This window comes from Rufibacter ruber, from assembly GCF_014138425.1.
GTDB classification, from domain to species: domain Bacteria; phylum Bacteroidota; class Bacteroidia; order Cytophagales; family Hymenobacteraceae; genus Nibribacter; species Nibribacter ruber_C.
Genome location: NZ_JACJIQ010000011.1, coordinates 1 through 22,166, shown reverse-complemented (window position 1 = coordinate 22,166; position 22,166 = coordinate 1). Strand labels below are relative to the sequence as shown.

Here is a 22,166-nt window from a genome sequence, read left to right as displayed (position 1 = left end):
CGCAGGTTACTTTTAGACAGGAGTTTCTCCTATTCCTGTTTTCGGCCTGTTTTTGGGAAAACAGGCCGAAAACGGTTTACTCAAATTCCTTCTCCTCTCCCCGTACTTAAAAATCAAGCCCCCAATACCTTCATTTGCAGAATCCAACCCCAGCCTGTACCTTTGCAGATGCTTATCAAGAAAGACGGAGGGATTAGGCCCTGTGATGTCTTAGCAACCCAATTCAGTTGGGTGCTACTTCCTACCCGCTGCACCTACGCGCCGGGGGAGATGAGTGACGGAGATTCCTACACACCTGCCCGCCACTTTCCTCCTACCCTTTCTTGAGCCGCCACTAACCCTTTAGGTTTGCACAAGAAGATGACCCGCATTGAGGAAGAAGTACAGAAACGAATTTTAGTCTTAGACGGTGCCATGGGTACCATGATCCAGCGGTACAACCTGCAAGAGGAAGATTACCGCGGCCAGCGTTTCAAAGACTACCACCTGGACGTGAAGGGCAACAATGATTTGCTTTCCCTCACCCAACCCCACATCATCAAGGAAATCCACAGCCTCTACTTTGAGGCGGGCGCCGATATAGCCGAAACCAACACCTTCAGCGGCACCTCCATTGCCATGGCCGACTACGACATGCAGGACCTGGTGTACGAACTGAACTATGAATCTGCCAGAATAGCCAAAGAAGCCGCCCAGGAATGGACTGCCAAAACCCCGGAGAAACCCCGCTTCGTAGCCGGCGCCATCGGGCCTACCAACCGTACCGCTTCTTTATCGCCGGATGTGAACAACCCCGGCTACCGCGCCATCACGTATGATGAGCTGGTAGAAGCCTACACCGAGCAGGTGCGCGGGCTGGTAGACGGCGGCGTGGATTTGCTGTTGGTAGAAACCATCTTTGATACCCTCAATGCCAAGGCGGCCCTGTTCGCCATTGACCAATACAGCCAGCAGACGGGCAAGCGCTTGCCGCTCATGGTGTCCGGCACTATTACTGATGCCAGCGGTCGTACGCTTTCCGGCCAGACCGTGGAGGCGTTTTTGTACTCGGTTTCACACATGCCGTTGCTGAGCGTGGGCTTTAACTGTGCCCTCGGGGCGAAGCAGCTGCGGCCGCACTTGCAGTCTTTAAGCAAGGCGTCAAAATTCCATATCAGTGCGTACCCCAATGCCGGTCTGCCCAACGCCTTCGGGGCGTACGACGAGACGCCGGAGCAAATGGGCCAGCACATCCGTGATTTCCTGGAGAACAACTTCGTGAACATCGTGGGGGGCTGCTGCGGTACCACCCCGCCGCACATCAAGGTCATCGCTGAGATTGCCAAAGAATACCCGCCGCGTCCGTTGCCGCAGTTACCGGCCGTTCCTACCTACTCGGGCCTGGAGCCGCTCACGGTGTACGAAGGCTCTAACTTTGTGAACATTGGCGAGCGTACCAACGTGACCGGTTCCAAGAAATTCGCCCGTCTCATTCTGAACGAGCAGTACGAAGAAGCCCTGGCCGTAGCCCGTCAGCAGGTGGAGAACGGGGCCCAGATCATTGACGTGAACATGGACGAAGGCATGCTGGACTCAGAAGCCGCCATGACCTTGTTCCTGAACCTCATCGCCTCTGAACCAGACATCGCCCGCGTGCCCATCATGATTGACTCCTCCAAGTGGAGCGTGATTGAGGCCGGTCTCAAGTGCGTGCAGGGAAAAGCCATCGTGAACTCTATCTCCCTCAAAGAAGGCGAAGAAAAATTCAAAGAGTATGCCCGCAAAGTGCGCAGCTACGGCGCGGCTGTGGTGGTCATGGCCTTTGACGAAGAAGGCCAGGCCGACAACTACGAGCGCCGCATCCAGATCTGCGAGCGTGCTTACAACATCTTAACCAAAGAAGTAGGCTTCCCCGCCGAGGACATCATCTTTGACCCCAACATCCTGACCGTGGCCACCGGTATGGAGGAGCACAACAACTACGCCGTCGACTTCATTAACGCCACCCGCTGGATCAAGCAGAACCTGCCCGGTGCCAAAGTAAGCGGCGGGGTGAGTAATATTTCGTTCTCGTTCCGGGGCAATGACCCCGTGCGCGAAGCCATGCACTCGGTGTTCCTGTACCATGCCATCAAAGCCGGTCTGGACATGGGCATCGTGAACGCGGGTATGCTGGAAGTCTACGAGGAAATTCCGAAAGACCTGCTGGAGCGCGTGGAAGATGTGTTGCTGAACCGCCGCCCAGACGCCACCGAGCGCCTCGTGGAGTTCGCCGAAACGGTGAAAAACAAAGGCAAAGAAGTGGTGCGCGACGAGGCCTGGCGCAACGAACCGGTGCAAAAGCGTTTAACGCACGCATTGGTGAAAGGACTGGTAGAATACATTGACCAGGACGTGGAAGAAGCCCGCCACCTGTACAGCAAACCGCTGGAAGTGATTGAAGGTCCGCTCATGGACGGCATGAACGTGGTAGGCGACCTCTTCGGCGAAGGCAAAATGTTTCTCCCGCAGGTGGTGAAAAGCGCCCGCGTGATGAAAAAAGCGGTGGCGTATTTGTTGCCTTATATTGAAGAAGAGAAAGCGAGAGTGGCTGCGCTGGAAGCAGAAGACGGACCTCACCCCCAACCCCTCTCCCACGGAGAGGGGAGTTCTGCTGATGCGTTGGGAAACTTTGTGTTTACATCGCCGGCCGAAAAGTGGAAAGTTTTGAAGGAGTTTGCGCAGCACAACCGCCAAGAGCCTACCAAAGCAGAAGATGTGCTGTGGCAAGCCCTTAGAAATCGAAAATTGGAGGGCTTCAAGTTCAGGAGACAGCACGCTATTGAAGAATTCATCGCCGATTTTGCGTGCTTGAATCCACGCGTAGTGGTAGAAGTGGACGGAGAAATCCATGAGCAGCAGCAAGAATACGATGCGCTGAGAACCGATTATTTGAACAGCCTTGGTTTCAGAGTAATCCGCTTCACCAACGAGGAAGTGCTCACCCAAATACCGCAGGTGTTAGAAAAAATAAGAAAGGAACTCCAAAAGGAACCATTACCGCTCCCAACCCCATCAGCGGACACCCCCTCTCCGCGGGAGAGGGGGCAGGGGGGTGAGGTCTCCCGCTATGCCGGGCGCATTCTCCTCGCCACCGTGAAAGGCGACGTACACGACATAGGCAAAAACATTGTGGGCGTGGTACTGGCCTGTAACAACTACGAGGTGATTGACCTGGGCGTCATGACCCCCGCCGATAAAATTCTGGATGCCGCCCGTGAGCACAACGTAGACGTAATCGGCCTCAGTGGTCTGATTACGCCTTCTTTGGACGAGATGGTGCACGTTGCCCGAGAAATGGAGCGCCAGAACTTCAACATTCCGCTGCTCATTGGCGGGGCCACCACGTCCCGTGCCCATACCGCTGTGAAAGTGGCACCGGCCTACAACGGCACCGTGGTACACGTGCTGGATGCCTCGCGCAGCGTGCCCGTGGTAGGCAACCTGCTGAGCCCGGACAATAAAGAGCAGTTTGCGGCAGACATCAGGAAAGAATATGACGAGATGCGCGAAGGCTACCTGAGCCGCCAGAAGGAAAAGAAATACCTGCCCCTGCCGCAGGCCCGTGCGAACAAACTACCCATTGAGTGGAAAGCCGAAGATGTGTACACGCCCGCCAAAACCGGTGTACAGGTGTTCCAAAACTTCCCGCTGGAAGAACTGGTGCCGTACATTGACTGGACGCCCTTCTTCCAGGCCTGGGAGCTGCACGGCAAATTCCCGAGACTGCTGGAAGACGCAGTAGTGGGTGCCGAAGCCACCAAACTGTACGCCGATGCTCAGGCCCTGCTCCAACGCATTGTAGACGAAAAACTGCTCACCGCCAACGGCGTGGCAGGTCTGTTCCCAGCCAACAGCATAGGGGATGATGACGTGGAAATCTACACCAATGAGCAACGCACCGAAGTCCTCACACACTTCCGTACCCTACGCCAGCAAGGCCAGAAAGGCCCGAACGTGCCCAACTTAGCTTTGGCTGACTTTGTCGCGCCTAAAGAAACCGGATTGGCAGATTACACGGGTGGTTTCGCGGTAACCGCCGGTATTGGCCTGGACGATCTGGTAAAACAGTTTGAAGCCGATCATGACGATTACCACAGCATCATGGCCAAAGCCTTAGCTGATCGTCTGGCCGAAGCATTCGCGGAGAAACTACACGAGATTGTGCGTAAGGAGATTTGGGCCTACGAGCCCGAGGAAAGCCTCACCAACGAAGAACTCATCAAAGAGAAATACCAGGGCATCCGTCCGGCGCCCGGTTATCCGGCCTGCCCGGACCATACCGAGAAAACCACGCTGTTCCAGCTCCTGAACGTGGAGAAGCACACCGGCATCACCTTAACCGAGAGTCTGGCCATGTGGCCTACGGCGGCGGTGTCGGGTATGTACTTCGCGCACAGGCAGTCACGGTACTTCGGGTTGGGCAAGATTGAGAAAGACCAGGTGGTAGATTACGCGCAACGCAAAGGCATGCCTGTGGAGGAAACCGAGCGCTGGCTGTCGCCGAATTTAAATTACTGATTTTCCGTTTTTGGCCTGTTTTGGTGAAAACAGGCCAAAAACGGAAAACCAAACAGGTGGAGTGGAGCCGGAGAAACCCGTCTTTTATATTGTACTCTGTTTTCTCTGCAACCCTCTCCCCCTGCTGTCATCCTGAAAGGAACTTAGGGAACAGTAGGCGAACTAGAAAAGCGTGGAAAAAGCGCTGCTACTGTTCGCTCACAAGATCCTTCCAGGATGACAAAAAGAAGGGAATAAGAGCCGAAACAAAAGCAATAAGAAAGGTAAACCTCTAGAGACATAAACAAAATAGCGAAAGCGATGTCTGTGTCTAATGGCAGTCCCGTTTTTGGCCCGTTTTCCAGAAAACAGGCCAAAAATGGGAAAGGACCCAAGCAGAAGCTTACCCCATAGAATTACAATAAAACAGAAGCATCGCCCTGGGCGGAATCAAAAATAAACATCGGCCAACGGCCAAAAAAGACACCGACACTACGTCAATGAAAGTTACCGAGCACTTACAGAACGCTACCCAAACCCTTTTCTCTTTTGAGATATTACCACCGGTGAAGGGCACCAGCATTCAGTCTATTTACCAGGGCATTGACCCGCTCATGGAGTTCAAGCCGCCGTTCATCAACGTGACCTACCACCGCGAGGAGTACGTGTTCAAGGAGCGCGAGAACGGTTTGCTGGAGAAAATCACCATTAGAAAGCGGCCCGGCACGGTGGGCATCTGCTCCGCCATCATGAACAAGTACCACGTAGACGCGGTGCCGCACATCATCTGCGGGGGCTTCAGCAAAGAGGAAACCGAGAACGCGCTCATGGACCTCAACTTCCTGGGCATTGACAACGTGCTCTTGCTGCGCGGCGATGCGGTGAAGACCGAGCCGGGCTTTAGACCGCACAAAGACGGTCACGCCCACGCCTCTGAGTTAATTCAGCAGGTGGTGCAGCTGAACCACGGCAAATACCTGGATGAGGAAATGGAGAACCCTGTGCCCACCGATTTCTGCATTGGCGTAGCCGGTTACCCGGAAAAACACATGGAGGCCCCCAACCTGTCTACTGACCTGAAGTACCTGAAACAGAAGGTTGACCTGGGGGCAGATTACATCATCACGCAGATGTTCTTTGACAACGAGAAGTTCTGTGATTTTGTGAAAGCCTGCCGCGCCGCGGGAATCAACGTGCCCATTATCCCGGGCCTGAAGCCGCTGACCACCAAAAACCAGCTCAACGTGCTGCCGCGCTATTTCAACATTGACCTGCCTGAGGATCTGGTGAACGCCGTAGAAGCCGCCACAACGCCCGCGCAGGTGAAACAGATAGGCATTGAATGGACCATTCAGCAATGCAAAGAGCTGGTGGAGTTTGGGGTGCCCTGCCTGCACTTCTATACCATGAGCAAGTCTGAGGCCACCGCGGCTGTGGCAAGAGCCATTTTCTAACAGCTGTTTTCAGGCTGTTTTTCAAAAAGCAGCCCCAAAACGGGAGCCTGTCTATTTAACCAGACAGGCTCCCGTTTTTATTTGACAGCATGCTCTCTGTTATCTTCTGCCCCCACGCAACTGTTGATTCTATTCCTGTTTTCAGCCTATTTTTTGAAAAACAGCCCCAAAACGGGAATGTGTCCCAAGAGAAAAGTTCACCTGAAGATCAGTAGCCAATGTGCAAGATGGCATCTCCCTGGTTGACCACGGGCATGTTGTTGACGCCCACCACGTAGCCGCTCACGTGCGAGGTAATGGGGTGGGTGGCATAGCCGAAGGGGTCTGACACGGCCCCTACCTGCTGGCCCCGGCTCACCGCCTGTCCGTTTTTGACAAAGCTCCTGAACATTCCTGCCCGCCGGGCCCTGATCCAGGTGGTGTTCTGGCAGATGACCGGGGGGTGTGACACGGGCACGGCCTGCTCAACCATCTGCAGGTACTGCATGATACGGATTGTGCCTTCCATGGCCAGGTTGATCCCGGGTTCGTCAAACCGCAGCGACTCGCCGGTTTCATAGACAATGATGGTTTTGCCCATGCCGGCGGCTTGTTTCCGCAAAGAGCCAGGGCGGTAGTTAGAGTTGAGGATGAACGGTGCCCCAAATGCCTGCGCCAGGGCATCTGCCTGGCCGTCACCAAAACGGCAGCGTATCTGGGGGTAATTTGATTTGCTCCGCCCGCCGGTATGAAAGTCAATGCCACAGTCTACCAGCGGCAGAATCTCTTTGACAAATCGGGCGGCCACGCGGCTGGCCAGGGAGCCCTTGTCATTGCCCGGGAAACTCCGGTTCACATCTTTGCCGTCTGGCACCTCGCGGGAGAAGTTCAGAAAGCCGTAGATGTTGAGAATAGGGATGGCCAGCACCGTTCCGCGCAGCGGCGTGAGCATATTGCGCCTGATCATGCGCCTGATAAGCTCAATGCCGTTTACCTCATCACCGTGCATACCGGCCATGAGCAGCAGCACCGGCCCCGGCTCCTGCGCCCTGAACACGTGAATGGGGATATCTATCGCGGTGCCGCTGGGCAGACGGGAAATGTTCAGCCTGACCAGTTTTTCGTCTCCCGGATAAATGGGAATGTCATTGATGATCATCTCCGCCATCTGGGGTAGTCTTTTTCTTCGCTTTTTTAGGTTTCCCTTTGTTAACCAGCAGCTCTGTGTACTCAATGATTTTTCCGGCAATGTCTTGCTGGGTGGCTTTCTCAATGCCTTCCAGCCCCGGTGAGGAATTCACTTCCAGAATGAGCGGCCCGCGTTTAGACTGCAGCATGTCAACACCGGCCACGTCCAGGCCCAGAGACTTGGCGGCCATGAGGGCGGCGGCTTTCTCGGCGCGGGTAAGTTTGATGAGGCTGGCGCTGCCGCCGCGGTGCAGGTTAGACCTGAACTCGCCTTCTTTGCCCTGCCGCTTCATGGCGCCCACCACCTCGCCGTTCACCACAAACACGCGTATGTCGGCGCCTTTGCTTTCGGCAATGAATTCCTGCACAATAATGCGGGCCTTGAGGTTGTGGAAGGCCTCAATCACTGACTCGGCGGCTTTCTGGGTTTCGGCCAGGACCACGCCCAGGCCTTGGGTGCCCTCCAGCAGTTTGATCACCAGCGGTGCGCCGCCCACTTCGGCAATCAGTTCTTTGACTTGTTTGGAGTAGTTGGTGAAGGCGGTCTTGGGCATGCCCAGCCCGGCGCGTGCCATGATCTGGAGGCTGCGCAGTTTATCACGGGAGCGTACTATGGACTGGGAGGCCACCACGCTTTTCACCTTCATCATCTCAAACTGGCGCACCACGGCCGTGCCGTAAAACGTGACAGAGGCCCCAATGCGCGGAATCACCGCATCAATGCCGGTGAGCAGCTCCCCCTTGTAGAGAATATGCGGGTCGCCTTTCTCCATGACCAGGTCACAGCGCAGGTGGTCTAGCACCACCGCCTCATGGCCGCGTTGCTGGGCAGCCTCTACCAGGCGGCGGGTAGAGTATAATCTAGGGTTGCGCGAAAGGATCGCAATTTTCATACAGTCAGAGCGATAAAGGGTTATTTCTTCTTTTTAGACTTGTTCTTCGCCTTCAAAGACAGGTTTTTCTTAGACACGTCTACAATGAACCGCTTGCGCAGCAGGGTTCTGCCCAACAGCACCGGATATTTGAGGTCACTACGGTCTGAGAGGGAGAATTCAGTCTCTACCTCCTGCCCATGAATGAGAATCTTTGTACGGATAATGTAGCGCTCCTGCACATCGCCGAACGAACTTTTTACACTACGGAGCGAAAATTCACTGAACTGGAAGGCCTTGTGGTTATACGCGGGGTGGTTCTCATCCAGCAGCTCAAAATGAATGGCGCGGGTGCCGTCTGGCAGATTCACCTCTTTGATGTTGTTGCAGTGGATGGCGGAGGTGTACGCCCCCGTATCTACCTTGGCCTCAATCTCAAACAGCTCCAACTCAGGGAAATCTACCATTTCCCGGCGGCCAATAATACTTTTCTCTGGGCTACTCTTTTTCATAGGCAAAGCCGCAAACCGTGGTACATGCTGTTTTTGGCCTGTTTTCAGAAAAACAGGCCAAAAACAGAAATCAATTCATTTCATAAACAAAGCTGCTCCTGGCCCTAGGCTCCTGTATGCCACCACCCGGCTTTGTCTGCCCAGCCTTTGATGACCGTACCACATGCCAGACGGCCTATTGCCCTTCTCCAGTTCTCCAGGCACAGGGGTAACTCAGGAGACGCACAGTTGAGGCCTGATCACAGAACTGCTTTTTTGTTTCAGCGGAAAACAAAGCCCCGCTGTTTTGGGGCGAATTTCAAAAAAAGAAGCCAGAAACAGAACTACTTTCTGCCGGCATAGGTAATGCGGTAGATGGCGTTGTTCATGTCATCTGACACCAGCAGGGAGCCGTCTGGCATCATCTCTACGTCAACGGGCCGCCCCCACTCCTTGCCCTCCTGCAGCCAGCCCGCCGCAAACGGCACAAAACTGCCCTTGCCCTGAGCGTTTTCCCGGTAAAGGCTCACACGGTAGCCAATCTTCTCGGTCCGGTTCCAGGAGCCGTGCTCAGCAATGAAAATCTGGTTTTTGTAGTTCTCCGGAAACATATTGCCCGTGTAGAACTCCATGCCCAAGGTTCCGCCGTGCGGATTCAATTTCTGCACCGGCGGGGTGTATGCGGCGCAGTTCTTTCCCTTGCCAAACTCAGGGTCCAGGATTTCACCCGCGTGGCAGAACGGGTACCCGAAGTGCATGCCTTTGCGGGGGGCACGGTTCAGTTCATCTGGCGGAAGGTTGTCCCCCATAAGGTCACGGCCGTTGTCTGTGAACCACAGCTCCTTGGTCTCCGGGTGCCAGTCAAAGCCCACGGTATTGCGCACGCCGCTGGCAAACACTTCCAGCCCTGACCCGTCTGGGTTCATGCGGTGAATGGCGGCATAGACAGACTCTTTTCTGTCACAAATGTTGCAGGGCGCACCCACGGGCACGTACAGCTTGTCATCTGGGCCAAAGGCAATGTATTTCCAGCCGTGATGCTCCTCTGTGGGGAACTTGTCATAGACCACCACCGGCTTGGGCGGGTTCTTGAGGTTGGCGGCAATGTTATCATAGCGGGAGATGCGGCTGATCTCGGCTACGTACAGCGCCCCGTTGCGCAACGCCACACCGTTGGGCATTTTCAGGCCGGTGGCAATGGTGATGACCTCATCAGCACGGCCGTCTTTGTTTTTGTCTGGCAGGGCGTACACGTTGCCTTTGTCACGGGAGCCCACATACAACGTACCGTCTGGCCCTAACACCATAGAGCGGGCGTTCTCCACCTTCTGGGCGAAGTAACTGATTTCAAACCCGTCTGGCAGTGAGATTTTGCTCAGGTCAGGGTCTTGGGCAGGCTGTTCTGTGACTTCCTCAGAGGTGGTGTCTTGCGGCGCCTTAGAGGTTACCTCGCCTTCCTGGTCAGCGCCTGGTTTCTCAGAGTTAGAGGAGCAGCCTACCACCCCAAGCATGGCCAGGGCAACAATACTCATTTTCAAAGACTTCATGTTTTTCATAGTTTAGTAGTGGAACGGAACATCAGCAGATCAGAAAAAACCCTTTTCTAGGCACTATCACCAAATCCATATCAGTAGAAGTAAAAACACTGCTTCTGCCGGCAAAAGTAGCCCCTGCTCACACCTTTTAACAGCTTTACCTTTTCTTAGTAACTTACGCCAGACTTGTATATGCTTGCATAAGTAAATCAAGGTTAGAGCTTGTTTAAATTTTGATTTTGCAAGCGAAAACGGGGAGCGAAAGGTTCTGGCGAAGCGTTTTTTGAGCAGCATAGCAGCGCTATGGTGCGAGTCAACCGCGAAGTCAGGTTCTTTTGATACCCGTTTGCAGACCAAAAGGCAAATTTAAACATGCTCTTAACTCCACATGGATCCCTTAATGGGCTACCAACCTTCTTTATCCTTCTGGGGAGCATAATCGGCTTATTCATAGAGCCTGTTTCCATTTGGGTTTGCTGGCGAAAAGACTCTGGCACAGCCCGGTTCTTATGATGCCGTTTTAAGGCGCAAAAGTCAGGAGGGAAAATGCGCTTACTGGTGTACTCAGTCATCCCCTATGAGTACTTCTGAATTCCCTAAAATGTTTGGTATGTGACAAGATCTGCCAAAGGAGTTCTGAGAATAAGGGCCGCTGCGTAAAAAGCGCAACAAGTTTGTCCTTTCTTTTTGACGGCCCGCGCCCCTCTCCTCCCCATGACTGTTTCTTAGGCATGAGGCGCTTACGCTGGCCACCTGGTGCTGCGGGTTTGCCTTACCTACAGGCGCTGCACTCTATCTCTTCCTGATAAAGTTGGCGACTGCGTGCAGCAAGTTGGTATGGCCCGTCTGCAAGACCACCAATTTATGCCGGTGCAACGCATTTAGAAAATTCTTCAGGCGCCCGTGCGAAATAATCTGGTCATATTTTCCCAGGAACACCGTCACCTCAATCTCACTCTGGTTCAACAGCTTTACCAGGTAAGCGGTGCTGAAGGTCAATTTCCGGAAGCCTGTCCAGCTGCGGTACACGCGCACGCGCTTTTCAGGGGAGTTCATCTGCCAGTTGGCAAACTTGACCAGGCTGGTGTCTACCCATCTTTTGCGCTCCAGCCAATGCAGGGTTTTAAAAAAGCGGGTGGGCCGCAGCACTATGCCTTTAAACACCCCTTGCAGCCAGCCGGGATAGGTGGCAATGTTGTACAGCAGGTGGGTCTTGATACCGTCTGGGGCAATCAGGTACAACTGGTCTATCTGCGGGTGAAACTTCTCCAGTGTGGTGAGGGCAAACTTACCGCCCATGCTGAAAGCCATCACTGAGAATTTGGTTATTCCCTCCTTTTCCAGCAGCGCCTGGATAAACTCCTGCAGCTTTCTCTTACTCAGCGGCTGATCTGCCTTACTCAAGGTGCTTTGCCCATGAAAGAACAGGTCAATGGCATAGACGGTGTACTGCGGCTGCAGCACCCGCGCCATGGCGTCATAGTAATGCCCCTCCTGCCCGTACCCGTGAAACGCCAGCAGGGCCTTGGGACCGCTGCCCATTATGCGGTAGTGGAGTCTGGAAGACTTAAGTTGAAGGAGAGGCACGCGGCAATTTGTTGGTGAGACTTCTTATACGCAAACAGCTTGGCGTTTTGGGGCTATTTTTCAGAAATCAGCCCCAAAACGCCAAGCTGTCTTCAGGAATTCTACTTGTTCTCTACCGTTACCGTTCTGCCAGACCTGCCTGCCGCATCAAACACCGCCAGTTTCACGGTGCCTTTCTCCGCAATGGGCCCCGCATACGGTTTACTTTTCACGGTAGGCTCCGCCCCGTTGGTGGTGTACCGGATGGTCAGGCCCGGCAGCTGCACGTTGGCCAGCACTTTGCCGTTTTCTACCTTCGCGCCTGCGGTAGGAATGCGGTAGTTGAAGCCGCCGGCATAGTAGCTCAGCCTTGGCAGTTCGCGCTTGCCCAGCACGTTGGTGAACTCAGACCAAGCTTGGGTATAAGCCGTCTTGCTCTCTGCTGATCCAGGGTTGGTGGCCCAGCTGGGGTCCGGGGCCCAGGCGCGTTCGGCCAGGCCCATCAGTTTGGGCAGCAGCATGTACTCCAGGCGTTCCGGGGTTTTCACAATTTCGCTCCAGAGCGGGGCCTGCAGCCCTATGATGTTGGCACGGGCCTCGGGTTTGAGCTGCTCTTTTCCGGCGAACGCCGAGGGCGAGACCGGGTCATTGTTCTCGTTCACCCGCATGCTCTTCATATAGTCAAACGGAATGAAATAGAACGGTTTGTCTACGTCCAGATACCCGCCCCAGTTGTGGCCCAGCTCATCATAATTTTTCTGGTAAGACAGGTCCATGTAATAGTGCGTCACATTGGTCAGCACCACTTTATAGCCAGCATTAGCCATGCGGTAGGCCAGGTCAATGTTTTGGCCCAGGTTATTCCAGACGTCTACGTGCACATTCTCCTTCACAAAATCCGGATTGGCCACATAGCTTAGCTTGCCGTTGGTGCGCACTTTAGTCAGGCCCACTTCTTCCCAACCCGACAGGTAGAGGCTGCGGGCCTTGAGCATGGCATTCACCTTCCCGAAGTAATAGTACCACACATCATCAACGGTCTTCACAGCCGGGTTAGAAGCCATCAACGCCTGCACTGCCGGTGACTTTTCCCACACACCGTTGGGCACTTCATCCCCCCCGAAATGAATAGTTTGGATAGGCGCCCCGGCTTCTTTGTACATGCCCAACAGCTCATCGGTCACTTTTTCCAGGAAGTTGTAGGTAGACGGCAGCGCCACATTCATCACGTTGTCATTGAAATTCTGCACAGACCGGTACACCGACTTATCCTGCGGGTCACGCAGTAGGTATTGCTCGGCCTCAACCTTTTTGCCTTCCTTCATGAGGCGCGCGTACCGCGAATCCATGGCTTTGACGGCGGCGCGGGCGTGGCCGGGCGTCTCAATCTCCGGAATCACCTTGATGTGGCGGTCGCGGGCGTATTTCAGAATCTCTATAAAGTCAGCGCGCGTGTAGAAACCGCTTCCGCTGAGCTTGTCTACCTCTGGCCCGGAGCCGTAGGCCGGGTTCATAAAGTCCAGTTCATCTTGCGTATGGCCGCGGCGCGCGCCCACCTGGGTCAGTTCAGGCAAGCCCGGAATCTCCAGGCGCCAGCCCTCGTCATCACTGAAGTGGAAGTGGAACACGTTGATCTTGTAGAGCGCCAGCAAATCCAGCACTTTGAGCACCTGCTCCTTGGTTTGGAAGTTGCGGGCCACATCCATCATGTAGGCGCGGTGCCCGAAACGCGGTGCATCTTTCACCTGCACGCCCGGCACCGGCACAGAGGTTTGTTTCTTGGCCAAGGCCGAAGGCGGCAACAACGTCAGCAAGGACTGCGCCCCGTAGAAAGCGCCCGCTGCCGTGGTAGCCGAAATCACCACTTCCTGCGGCGTCACCGTCAGTTCATAGGCTTCCGGGCCCATGCCCGTTTTCTGCTGTAGTTTGATGGCTTTGCCCGTCCCCGCTGTTTTCACCGCCGGTTTAGTCCCCAACACGTTTCCTAACTGAACCGCCAGCAAATCTGCCTCTTTCTGGAAAGCCTTGTCGGCCACCACGGGCACCGCCTGGGTCAGTGTGAACGCCTGGCCGGTTTCTTTGTACTGCGCCGGCGTAGGGAAAATCTTGGTCAGCTTCTCAGCGGGAATGTCTTTGATTTCCTGATTCTTGGTAAAAATACTTTGCGGGGTTTCCCAGTCAATGGCGGTATGGTTAGGCTTGATGATGTTCAGGGAAACGGGATAACCTTTGCTTTTGTCTTTGTCCCACACCAGGTAAAAGCCCTGCGGCGCCCGGAACTGGTTCACCACCTGCCCCGCGCCTACAAACTCAATACGCTGCGACGCCCCTGCGGCTAAGGCTTTGGAATTGGCGGTAGGCATCATCTTCAGGTAATCGCCGTTGATCAACTCGGTCTTCACAGGCGCCGCCTCGCCCGCCTTGGGCTTAAACGAAGGCGACCCGTGGAAATACAGGGTCCAGCCCTGGGCAGGCAACGCCTCCTTGCCGGTATTCTGGATGGTCAACGCTGAGAGCGTCTGGTTTTTGCCCTGGTGTTTTTCTTCTACCACCTCCCAGGTCAGTTGCAGGGGCGCGGCAGCAGACTGATTGGGGGTGGTTTTTGCTTTGTCTGATTGGGTAGAGGTAGTCTGTCCGCACCCCTCTGAGGAGAAGGCCAACGTGCAAACCAGAGCGACAATGAAATATCTAAACATGGGGATGTGGTAAGGTACTGATCAGCTTAGGAAGCACTAATAGAACAAAAATGCCCGTCTTCACCAAAAAGAATTCATGCTGCTTTCCTATTCTTGGCTGTGCACCAGAAAATCTGTTCTACAAGAACTACTCCCAACAGAGTCACTTCAATCAATTGATTCAGGCGTTAGCCGGCCCTTTTGCGCCTCCCCCCTTCAGATCAGACCAGCCAGGCTATTTATTCCCCAAATTGCGTTTTCGGCCTGTTTTCCAGAAAACAGGCCGAAAACGCAATTTTATGCTGCGGCCGGAGGCAATCTGGTTCAATGTCATTTTCCGGGAACGCGTAGATTGGCAGGTAAACATCTGTGTCTCTTTCAAAAGGAAAAGGCTGTCCAGTTTTAGGCTCTTCCGCGGTAAGCAGGCCATGTCCTGGCATGCGTGTCAACATCCCCCTTCGCCCCCTTCAAAGGGGGAGCATCAGAGTGAGTCCTGAGTCCTGAGTTTTGAGTCCTTTCTTTTCATCTTAGGCAATTCAGCATGGATGAAGTAGCAATGCCTGGTTTCGCCGCCGCGCCGCGAGGGCAGGCAGAGACGGCCCATCAGCTGTAAGCACGCGTCTGGGGACCCGTGCCAGCGCGGGAATATCATCTGGCGTTAGAAGGCACGGAAGTAACTTCCGCGCCATAGAGGGGCAGAAGAGGGAGCTATAGAAGGCAGAAGTAATGTGAGGCTGCCGCCTCATGGAAGCTGAAAGCTTCCATCATTGTAGGTCCAAGTTGGAAACCTGAACCAGAGAAAGTGACAAACCAGCAGCAATAAGTAAACCAACAAACAAACAACAATGAACAATCAACACTTCTGCTGGTGGAACCTCTGTTAATTAGCACTTCTGCCCATGGCTGATGTGCGCAGCACGGGCTCGTCTCAGGCTAGCGGATCAGCAACGGTGACGTGCAGAGGCAGACAGAGTAAGTAAGGCAGTTACAGTAAAGGAACCCAAACCAGTCCTGGGGGTGAGCGCCTCTGTTAATACGGTGCCGCACCAGCGGCAAGGCCGGAGGGCCTAGTTTTAACAGCAGTGCTCACCCCCAGGACGGGGCCCCGCGGCCGTGAGCGCTTACCGGTAAAGATGAAACAGTATAGTGAGTGAGGCACCGGAGCAAACGCTAGAGCCAGGGGAACAGCAGACTACGCATTACCACAGCAACTGCAGCAGCAGGCTGCACTTTCCTGCCACAGCAGCAACAGAGCCAGAAACCCGCAACCAGCGCAAGGCCACAAAGCACAGCCAAGTGGAAACAGCAGACCACGCATTGCAGCAGCGGCAGCAGCGGCAAACAATACTACCCACCGCCTCCGCCTGCCTCAGGATAATTTAAAAGATGAGGTAAAAAGGAGAAAACCTGTTTTGGAGCTGTTTTCCGAAAAACAGCCCTAAAACGCACTTACGCTACAGCTTAGACACCCCGCCGGAGACAATAAACTTCATCATCTCGCCACTTGGAATCTCCAGGTAGGTCACGTTTTCACGGGAAACCAGGAAGAGCTCGCCCGAGAAGTTGTAGGAGTGCGGAAAGTAGACCGCCACTTTGTCTGGGAGGTTCACCGCCTCCATAGACATCTGCGTCACGAAGCCCAGTTTATACGTGTCCTGGAACTGCGTCATCTTCACCAGCACCGGCTGGTTGAATTTCTGGTTTTCGCCCACAAAGGCGTCAAACAAATCTTTGAGCGATGAGTAAATCATGCTCACCAGCGGCAGGCGGCTCAGAATGCGCTCAGTGAGTACCAGAAACGGCCTGACCAGAAACGAGGAGCCTATGAACCCCACCACCGTGGTCAGCATGATGATCAGAAGCAGCCCCAACCCCGGGTAGTCTAAATAGAACAGCTCATCTAGCCAGTCTACCGTGGCCACAATAATGTAGACGGTGAGGCTGATGGGCGCCATAATCAGAAAACCATTCAGGAAATAGCGTAGAATGCGTTTCATAGACAAGAAGATAGAAAAAAAGCCCCAAGGGGTGGGGCTTTAAAATACTGATTAATCTCTATATAGGTTATTTCTTTTATACTTCAGCGGGCTGACTGGCCTGAATGGCGTCTGCCACTTCCTGCATGAGCCACATAGGCGTTGACGTCGCGCCGCAGATACCCACAGAGGTTACGCCGTCAAACCAACTCCTATCCAGCTCGGCGGCATTCTCCACAAAGTAACTGTTCGGGTTTACCCGCTGGCACACGGCGTAGAGCGCCTTGCCGTTAGAGCTTTTCTTGCCGCTCACAAACACCACCACGTCATGCTGCTGGGCAAATTTCTCCAGCTGCGGCTCGCGGTTAGAGACCTGGCGGCAGATACTGTCATTGGCGTCCAGTTCCTCCACTTCGGCGCCCGCCGCTTTGGCCGCGGCTACGCGTTGCTCAATGAGCTCCTTCATTTTGTAGAAGCCTTTGGTACTTTTGGTGGTCTGGCTGAAGAGCGTGATGGGCCGGGTGTAATCCAGCTGGTCCAGGTCTTCCTCGGTGGTGATGACAATAGCGTCATTCCCGGTTTGGCCGGCTAAGCCAATTACCTCAGCGTGGCCTTGCTGCCCGTAGATGACCACCTGACCGTCAATGGCTTTGGTGGAATCATAGGCGTGTTTCACGCGGTTCTGCAGTTTGAGCACCACGGGGCAAGACGCGTCAATCAGCTCCAGGTTGTTTTTAAGGGCAGTTTGGTAGGTTTCCGGCGGTTCACCGTGCGCCCTGATCAAGACCTTGCAGTCATGCAGCTCCTGCAGTTGGGCGCGGTCAATGATGCGCAGGCCTTTGTTGTAGAGCCGCTGCACCTCCATGCTGTTGTGCACAATATCGCCCAGGCAGTAGAGCTCAGAGACTTCCTCCAACTCGTCTTCGGCCATCTGAATGGCGAACTCTACCCCAAAACAGTAGCCCGAATTCTGGTCTATGGTTACGTTCATACCTCGTGTCAAGTATCAAGATGTGCGAGCAAGACAGGCAATCAATGGGTTGCCCCTGTCTTTTACTCTAATCCAGAACAAACCGTTTACCCGGCAAGTTCTTTTTGCAGCAACGCTGAATGCACTAAATCCAGTACAAAGTCTACCTGTTCGTCAATGGTCATGTGCGAGGTGTCCAGCAGGTGGGCATCTTCGGCGCGCCTAAGCGGGCTTTCCTCCCGGGTAGAGTCAATGTGGTCGCGTTTCTGCAGATTCTCCACAATCTCATCAAACGGCACCAGCTGGCCTTTCTCCAGCAGCTCCTCCTGCCGGCGGCGAGCGCGTATGTCTACCTCGGCGGTCATGAAGACTTTCACCTCGGCGTCTGGGAACACGGCGGTGCCAATGTCGCGGCCGTCCATGACCACGCCGCGGCGCTTGCCCATTTTCTTCTGCTCAGAAACCATGGCGTGGCGCACGGGGGCCAGCACGCTCACCTCGCTCACCTTCTCAGAGATATACATCTTCCTGATTTCGTCCTCTACATTGAGGCCGTTCAGGAACACCTCGTTGCGGCCGTTCTTGGAGTTACGCTGAAAGGAAACCTCAATGTTGTTCAAGGCCTCCTGCACCTTTTTGGGGTTGGTGAGGTCAATGAAATGCTCCAGAAAATAGAGGGTCACCGCGCGGTACATGGCACCGGTATCAATGTAGGCGTAGCCCAGTTCCTGTGCCACTTGCTTGGCGGTAGTGCTTTTGCCGCACGAAGAGTACCCGTCAAGGGCTACCACAATCTTCTTCATACCAGTACTTACAGATTAGCAATCTTTGGTGGGGCAGGGAATTCCCTTCCCTGAGCGCATTTTGCGCTGGTAGCTTTTGGTCTTCTTACTCAATGATGTGGATTTACTGGTACATGCCGGAGCCGCAGCCCCCAGCAAGAGGCACCACACCAACCCAAGGGAAAAATACTTTCTCAAAACCATTAACTTTGGCTGCAAAGATACACGTAATCTACCGGAACCGCTACGGGTTTTTACTGACCCGCCTGTTTTCGGCTTATTTTTCACAGGAGCTTGCTTAAATTTAGATTTTGCCAGCGAAAAATGACAGAGTAAGGTTCTGCCGAAGCATTTTTTGAGCAGCGTAGCAGCGCTACGGTGAGAGAAAAATGCGAAAGCAGGTTCTTGCTATGCCATTTTGCAGCGTAAAAGATAAATTTAAACATGCTCTATAACTCATCAGAAACGTACCACCATGGCCCAACCAAGATTCTTCAAAGTGAGCGGCAATATCATAGATGTCCTGAACCGGGAAATCTACCCAGGCACCCTTGAAATAGCAGACGGTCACATCAGCCGCATCTTGCGGGAACCTGTGGCCGAAACACAGTATCTCCTGCCCGGGTTCATTGATGCGCACGTGCACGTAGAAAGTTCTATGCTGGTGCCGTCTGAGTTTGCGCGGTTGGCCGTGACGCACGGTACCGTGGCTACCGTCTCTGACCCGCATGAGATTGGCAACGTGCTGGGGCTGAAAGGCGTGGAGTACATGCTGGAAAACGGGAAGAAAGTGCCGTTCAAATTCTACTTTGGGGCACCGTCTTGCGTGCCGGCCACGCCCTTTGAGACGGCGGGCGCCGAAATCACCCCTGAGGACATTGAGGAGCTTTTCCTTCGGCCGGAGGTCAAGTATCTGGCGGAGATGATGAACTGGCCCGGCGTGCTGAACCAGGACGAGCTGGTGATGCGCAAAATCACGCTGGCCCAGAAGTTTGACAAGCAGATTGACGGCCACGCCCCCGGCCTTATGGGAGAACAAGCCCATGCCTACGCCGCCGCCGGCATGACCACCGACCACGAGTGCTTCACCGCCTCTGAGGCCCGCGACAAGCTGGCCGCCGGTATGAAAATCCTGATACGCGAAGGCAGCGCCGCCAAAAATTTTGAGGCCTTGATTGAATTGCTCAGCGAGTTCCCTGACAAAATCATGTTCTGCTCAGATGACAAGCACCCGGACAACCTGGTAGAGAGCCACATCAACGAACTGGTGAAGCGGGCGCTGGCCAAAGGGCATGATTTGTTCCACGTGCTACAGGCCGCCTGCGTGAACCCGGTGCAGCATTATAAACTGGAAGTGGGCCTCTTGCAGGAAAAAGACCCGGCAGATTTCATTGTAATAGACAACCTGGAACAGTTCAACGTGCTTCAAACCTACATCAACGGCCAACTGGTGGCTGAAGACGGGAAAAGCAAAATTGAATTCACGCCCAGCGAGATTGTCAATAATTTTCATGCGCAGCGGAAAACGGTAGAACAGTTCCACTTGGCGGCGCCCCAAGGCTTGGCCAAACTGCGGGTCATTGAGCCGTATGACGTGCAACTGATTACCGGTATGCTGCTGCTAGATGCGAAAGTGGAAAACGGAAACGTGGTGAGTGACGTGGCGCAAGACGTTCTCAAAATGGCCGTGGTGAACCGCTACCAGAACACCGAGCCCGCTATTGCCTTCATCAAGAACTTCGGGTTGCAGCGCGGGGCCATTGCCTCTAGCGTGGGGCATGACTCGCACAACATTATTGCCGTGGGCTGTGATGACGAGAGCCTCTGCCGCGCCGTCAACCTCTTAATTGATGCCCAGGGCGGGATTTCGGCCGTGGCCGATGACCGGGAAGAAGTGTTGCCCCTGCCCGTGGCCGGCATCATGTCTGCCGAGGACGGCTACTGGGTGGCCGAACAATATGCCCAACTGGACAAAGCCGCCAAGGAACTGGGCAGCACGCTCACCTCGCCGTTCATGACGCTCTCGTTCATGGCCCTGCTGGTGATTCCGGCGCTCAAGCTCTCTGACAAAGGCCTGTTTGACGGGCAGCATTTCCAGTTTATAGACGTGCTGGTGGGCAATGAGTGAAGGATTGGTTGAGGGAATAGTTTTGGGCTGATTTAGGAAAAACAGCTCATAAACGGCTTTTGCTGAACTTGACCGCTAGGTACCGCAACCGAAAATCTTTTGAGGCAGATGAAATAGCTGCAGCAGCTACCATGGCGTTACAGGGCAATGCCGCTACATTTCTGTTTTCGGCCTGTTTTTCGCAAAACAGGTCAATAACGCAAAGGCGGATTTTCAGCACAAAGGGAAAATGCAGTTTAGGCTACATTAGCAGAAGCTGTTGGCGCAGACACTCGCAGGTCTGGGAGACACTGCGAGGTCTTTAGAGGTGCCAAACTGGTCAACATAGCTGTACTTGAATTTTTTGAATCAAAACTAATTTCTGTTTTGGAGCTGTTTTGCGCAAAACAGCTCCAAAACGTAACGGCGGTGTTCCTTCTCCCTCAGGGAAAAGGTTAGGATGAGGGCACAGACGCTTCAGGCACAGACGCTCGCAGGTCCTCCGGACGCTACGAGGTCAGAAATGGGTTTTATAAAATTAGCGACCAGCCAGATCTCCCTATGCCCACTTCTTTGCGCTGGCGCGAGGCCACAGTCTCGTGCCTTGGAATGAGACTTGTCTCCAGACTCGCGGGGGATGGTGCCAAGGTGTCAGGGGAAAGTGTCTTGAACAGGTCACTAGGTCTATCTCTCCTTGTCCCATTTAAAGATCTGAAATGCGTTGTTTGCTGCTAGGCAGCAAGGGTAGTCTGGAGACTACCCGCCACTGGTAGGCACGCGTCTGGAGACGCGCGCCAGCGCAACATCAGGGCGCGTTGCCAACCGGCTTTATTCCGCTGGCGGGGAACTTCCTTCCTTCCACCTAAATCCTGTTTTTGGCCTGTTTTTCGCAAAACAGGCCAAAAACAGAAACCTTTCCTTTTTCTTCAGGAGCAACTATTATTTCTGTAACTAGTAAGCAAAGAAGGCTGGCGGGACTCTTCACCATGGCCTTCTGGGTCTAACGCTCAATTCGCCGGGTGTTTGGCCATTTCTGCTTTCCTGGTACGCTTAACCCTTTCCAACTTGGTAACAGAACTCCTCATTTTTTTGATTGGCGTGGCCGTGAGCGCGTTTGGCGTGCTCATTGGGTTTGGGGGCGGGGTGTTCATGGTGCCTATTCTCATCATTTTCTTTCAGTTTCCCATTGAACTGGCCATTGGCAGCGCCATGTGTGCGCTGCTCCCAGCCTCAGTGATCTCAACGGCCTTCAACTTTAGGGAGAAAAGCATTGATTACGTGGTGGCGTCTCTGCTGCAACCCACCTCTATGCTGGGCACTGTGATAGGGGCGTTTCTGGTGGCGTACATGCCGGTGCTGCAGATGCAGTTTCTGTTTGCGTTGTTTGTGACGGTCACGGGCGTCTACATGCTGGCCACCTACAAGAAAAAGCAAAAAAAGAAGAAAGGCATGCTATACCGCATCAACCGCATGCCCACCTCTTTTATCAGGAAAAACCACAGCCGGCACACCGCCTACCGCCTGAATGGGAGCCTGCTGGCTTTTCTGGGTTTGTGCACCGGCACGCTGGCGGGCCTGTTTGGCGTGGGCGGCGGGTTTCTGCAGACGCCCCTCATGATCAAAGCCTTCAAAATACCTTCGCAGATTGCCATCTCCACCTCACTTTTCATCCTGATCATCACCAGCCTGACGGGCATTTCCTCGCATTATTGGCTGGGGCACATTGACTGGACCCGGAGCCTGCCCCTCATGCTGGCGTTTGCCGTTGGGGCGCTGCTGGGGAAAGGGCTCCTGAAGAAACGAGCCTCTTCCCAGCAGTCATCTGAACGCTTAATTGGGGTTGGGCTTCTGCTGGCGGGCATGAGCGTGGTGGCGCACATTTTCATCAAATATGACTTCTAGCGCGGGCCCCGCGTAATGCACAGGGGGGGGTTTGGGGGGGGGTTTTTTTAAAAAAACCCCAAAACACCCCCCAGGGTGGGGGGGGGCCAATAGGAGGCTAAAACGGGGCGTATTGTTGAAAACGTAGAACAAAATTTAGTGAGGGGACGGG

Annotated in this window: 13 protein-coding genes and 1 riboswitch; of the genes, 4 read left to right on the top strand and 9 right to left on the bottom strand. The window is 54.2% G+C overall.

Annotated features, from left to right (window positions below; genetic code table 11):
- The first annotated feature begins 169 nt into the window (after window positions 1-169).
- Window positions 170-277: riboswitch (SAM riboswitch) on the top strand.
- 83 nt (window positions 278-360) lie between these two features.
- Together metH and metF are read left to right on the top strand one after the other, a co-directional pair.
- Window positions 361-4,539 carry a methionine synthase gene (metH, locus tag FHS90_RS13410; protein WP_182513504.1) on the top strand — a complete coding sequence of 1,393 codons (4,179 nt, stop codon included), beginning with the start codon at window positions 361-363 and terminating at the stop codon, window positions 4,537-4,539.
- A 479-nt stretch (window positions 4,540-5,018) separates the two neighbouring features.
- Window positions 5,019-5,972: a methylenetetrahydrofolate reductase [NAD(P)H] gene (metF, locus tag FHS90_RS13405; protein WP_066834237.1), complete on the top strand. Its 954-nt coding sequence runs from the start codon at window positions 5,019-5,021 to the stop codon at window positions 5,970-5,972.
- Window positions 5,973-6,180: 208 nt separating this feature from the next.
- On the opposite strand, the gene FHS90_RS13400 is transcribed toward metF, so the two are convergent.
- The 9 genes from FHS90_RS13400 to cmk form a co-directional block, all read right to left on the bottom strand.
- Window positions 6,181-7,119: a succinylglutamate desuccinylase/aspartoacylase family protein gene (locus FHS90_RS13400; protein WP_182513410.1), complete on the bottom strand. Its 939-nt coding sequence runs from the start codon at window positions 7,117-7,119 to the stop codon at window positions 6,181-6,183.
- Entirely contained in the window at window positions 7,097-8,032 is a 936-nt protein-coding gene (gene rimK / locus FHS90_RS13395; RefSeq protein WP_066834241.1) for a 30S ribosomal protein S6--L-glutamate ligase, read from the bottom strand. The genes FHS90_RS13400 and rimK overlap by 23 nt, the downstream gene beginning before the upstream one ends.
- A 20-nt stretch (window positions 8,033-8,052) precedes the next feature.
- Complete coding sequence (locus FHS90_RS13390; RefSeq protein WP_182513409.1) at window positions 8,053-8,523, bottom strand: ATP-dependent zinc protease family protein; 471 nt, start codon at window positions 8,521-8,523, stop codon at window positions 8,053-8,055.
- Window positions 8,524-8,846: 323 nt separating this feature from the next.
- Window positions 8,847-10,049, bottom strand: coding sequence for a PQQ-dependent sugar dehydrogenase (locus FHS90_RS13385; RefSeq protein WP_246387028.1), 1,203 nt, complete (start codon window positions 10,047-10,049; stop codon window positions 8,847-8,849).
- A 780-nt stretch (window positions 10,050-10,829) separates the two neighbouring features.
- A complete protein-coding gene (locus FHS90_RS13380) occupies window positions 10,830-11,624 on the bottom strand; it encodes an alpha/beta hydrolase (protein WP_241498987.1) in 795 nt (264 codons plus the stop codon).
- A 101-nt stretch (window positions 11,625-11,725) separates the two neighbouring features.
- Window positions 11,726-14,299, bottom strand: coding sequence for a family 20 glycosylhydrolase (locus FHS90_RS13375; RefSeq protein WP_182513408.1), 2,574 nt, complete (start codon window positions 14,297-14,299; stop codon window positions 11,726-11,728).
- Window positions 14,300-15,732: 1,433 nt separating this feature from the next.
- Entirely contained in the window at window positions 15,733-16,275 is a 543-nt protein-coding gene (locus FHS90_RS13370) for a DUF502 domain-containing protein (protein ID WP_066834285.1), read from the bottom strand.
- Window positions 16,276-16,351: 76 nt separating this feature from the next.
- Window positions 16,352-17,245 carry a 4-hydroxy-3-methylbut-2-enyl diphosphate reductase gene (locus tag FHS90_RS13365; protein WP_182513407.1) on the bottom strand — a complete coding sequence of 298 codons (894 nt, stop codon included), beginning with the start codon at window positions 17,243-17,245 and terminating at the stop codon, window positions 16,352-16,354.
- Between the two features lie 86 nt (window positions 17,246-17,331).
- On the bottom strand, window positions 17,332-18,027 hold the full coding sequence (cmk, locus tag FHS90_RS13360; protein WP_066834259.1) for a (d)CMP kinase: 696 nt from the start codon (window positions 18,025-18,027) through the stop codon (window positions 17,332-17,334).
- Window positions 18,028-18,481: 454 nt separating this feature from the next.
- Here cmk and ade point away from each other — a divergent pair, with 454 nt between their 5' ends.
- Window positions 18,482-20,134, top strand: a complete 1,653-nt coding sequence (gene ade / locus FHS90_RS13355; RefSeq protein ID WP_182513406.1) for an adenine deaminase — start codon at window positions 18,482-18,484, stop codon at window positions 20,132-20,134.
- A 1,044-nt stretch (window positions 20,135-21,178) separates the two neighbouring features.
- A complete protein-coding gene (locus FHS90_RS13350; protein WP_182513405.1) occupies window positions 21,179-22,015 on the top strand; it encodes a sulfite exporter TauE/SafE family protein in 837 nt (278 codons plus the stop codon).
- Window positions 22,016-22,166: the final 151 nt, after the last annotated feature.

Excerpts from the sequence above, each read along its gene's own strand:
- metH (WP_182513504.1), top strand. The coding sequence starts at position 361 with ATGACCCGCATTGAGGAAGAAGTACAGAAACGAATTTTAGTCTTAGAC.
- metF (WP_066834237.1), top strand. The coding sequence starts at position 5,019 with ATGAAAGTTACCGAGCACTTACAGAACGCTACCCAAACCCTTTTCTCT.
- FHS90_RS13400 (WP_182513410.1), bottom strand. The coding sequence starts at position 7,119 with ATGGCGGAGATGATCATCAATGACATTCCCATTTATCCGGGAGACGAA.
- rimK (WP_066834241.1), bottom strand. The coding sequence starts at position 8,032 with ATGAAAATTGCGATCCTTTCGCGCAACCCTAGATTATACTCTACCCGC.
- FHS90_RS13390 (WP_182513409.1), bottom strand. The coding sequence starts at position 8,523 with ATGAAAAAGAGTAGCCCAGAGAAAAGTATTATTGGCCGCCGGGAAATG.
- FHS90_RS13385 (WP_246387028.1), bottom strand. The coding sequence starts at position 10,049 with ATGAAGTCTTTGAAAATGAGTATTGTTGCCCTGGCCATGCTTGGGGTG.
- FHS90_RS13375 (WP_182513408.1), bottom strand. The coding sequence starts at position 14,299 with ATGTTTAGATATTTCATTGTCGCTCTGGTTTGCACGTTGGCCTTCTCC.
- FHS90_RS13370 (WP_066834285.1), bottom strand. The coding sequence starts at position 16,275 with ATGAAACGCATTCTACGCTATTTCCTGAATGGTTTTCTGATTATGGCG.
- FHS90_RS13365 (WP_182513407.1), bottom strand. The coding sequence starts at position 17,245 with ATGAACGTAACCATAGACCAGAATTCGGGCTACTGTTTTGGGGTAGAG.
- cmk (WP_066834259.1), bottom strand. The coding sequence starts at position 18,027 with ATGAAGAAGATTGTGGTAGCCCTTGACGGGTACTCTTCGTGCGGCAAA.
- ade (WP_182513406.1), top strand. The coding sequence starts at position 18,482 with ATGGCCCAACCAAGATTCTTCAAAGTGAGCGGCAATATCATAGATGTC.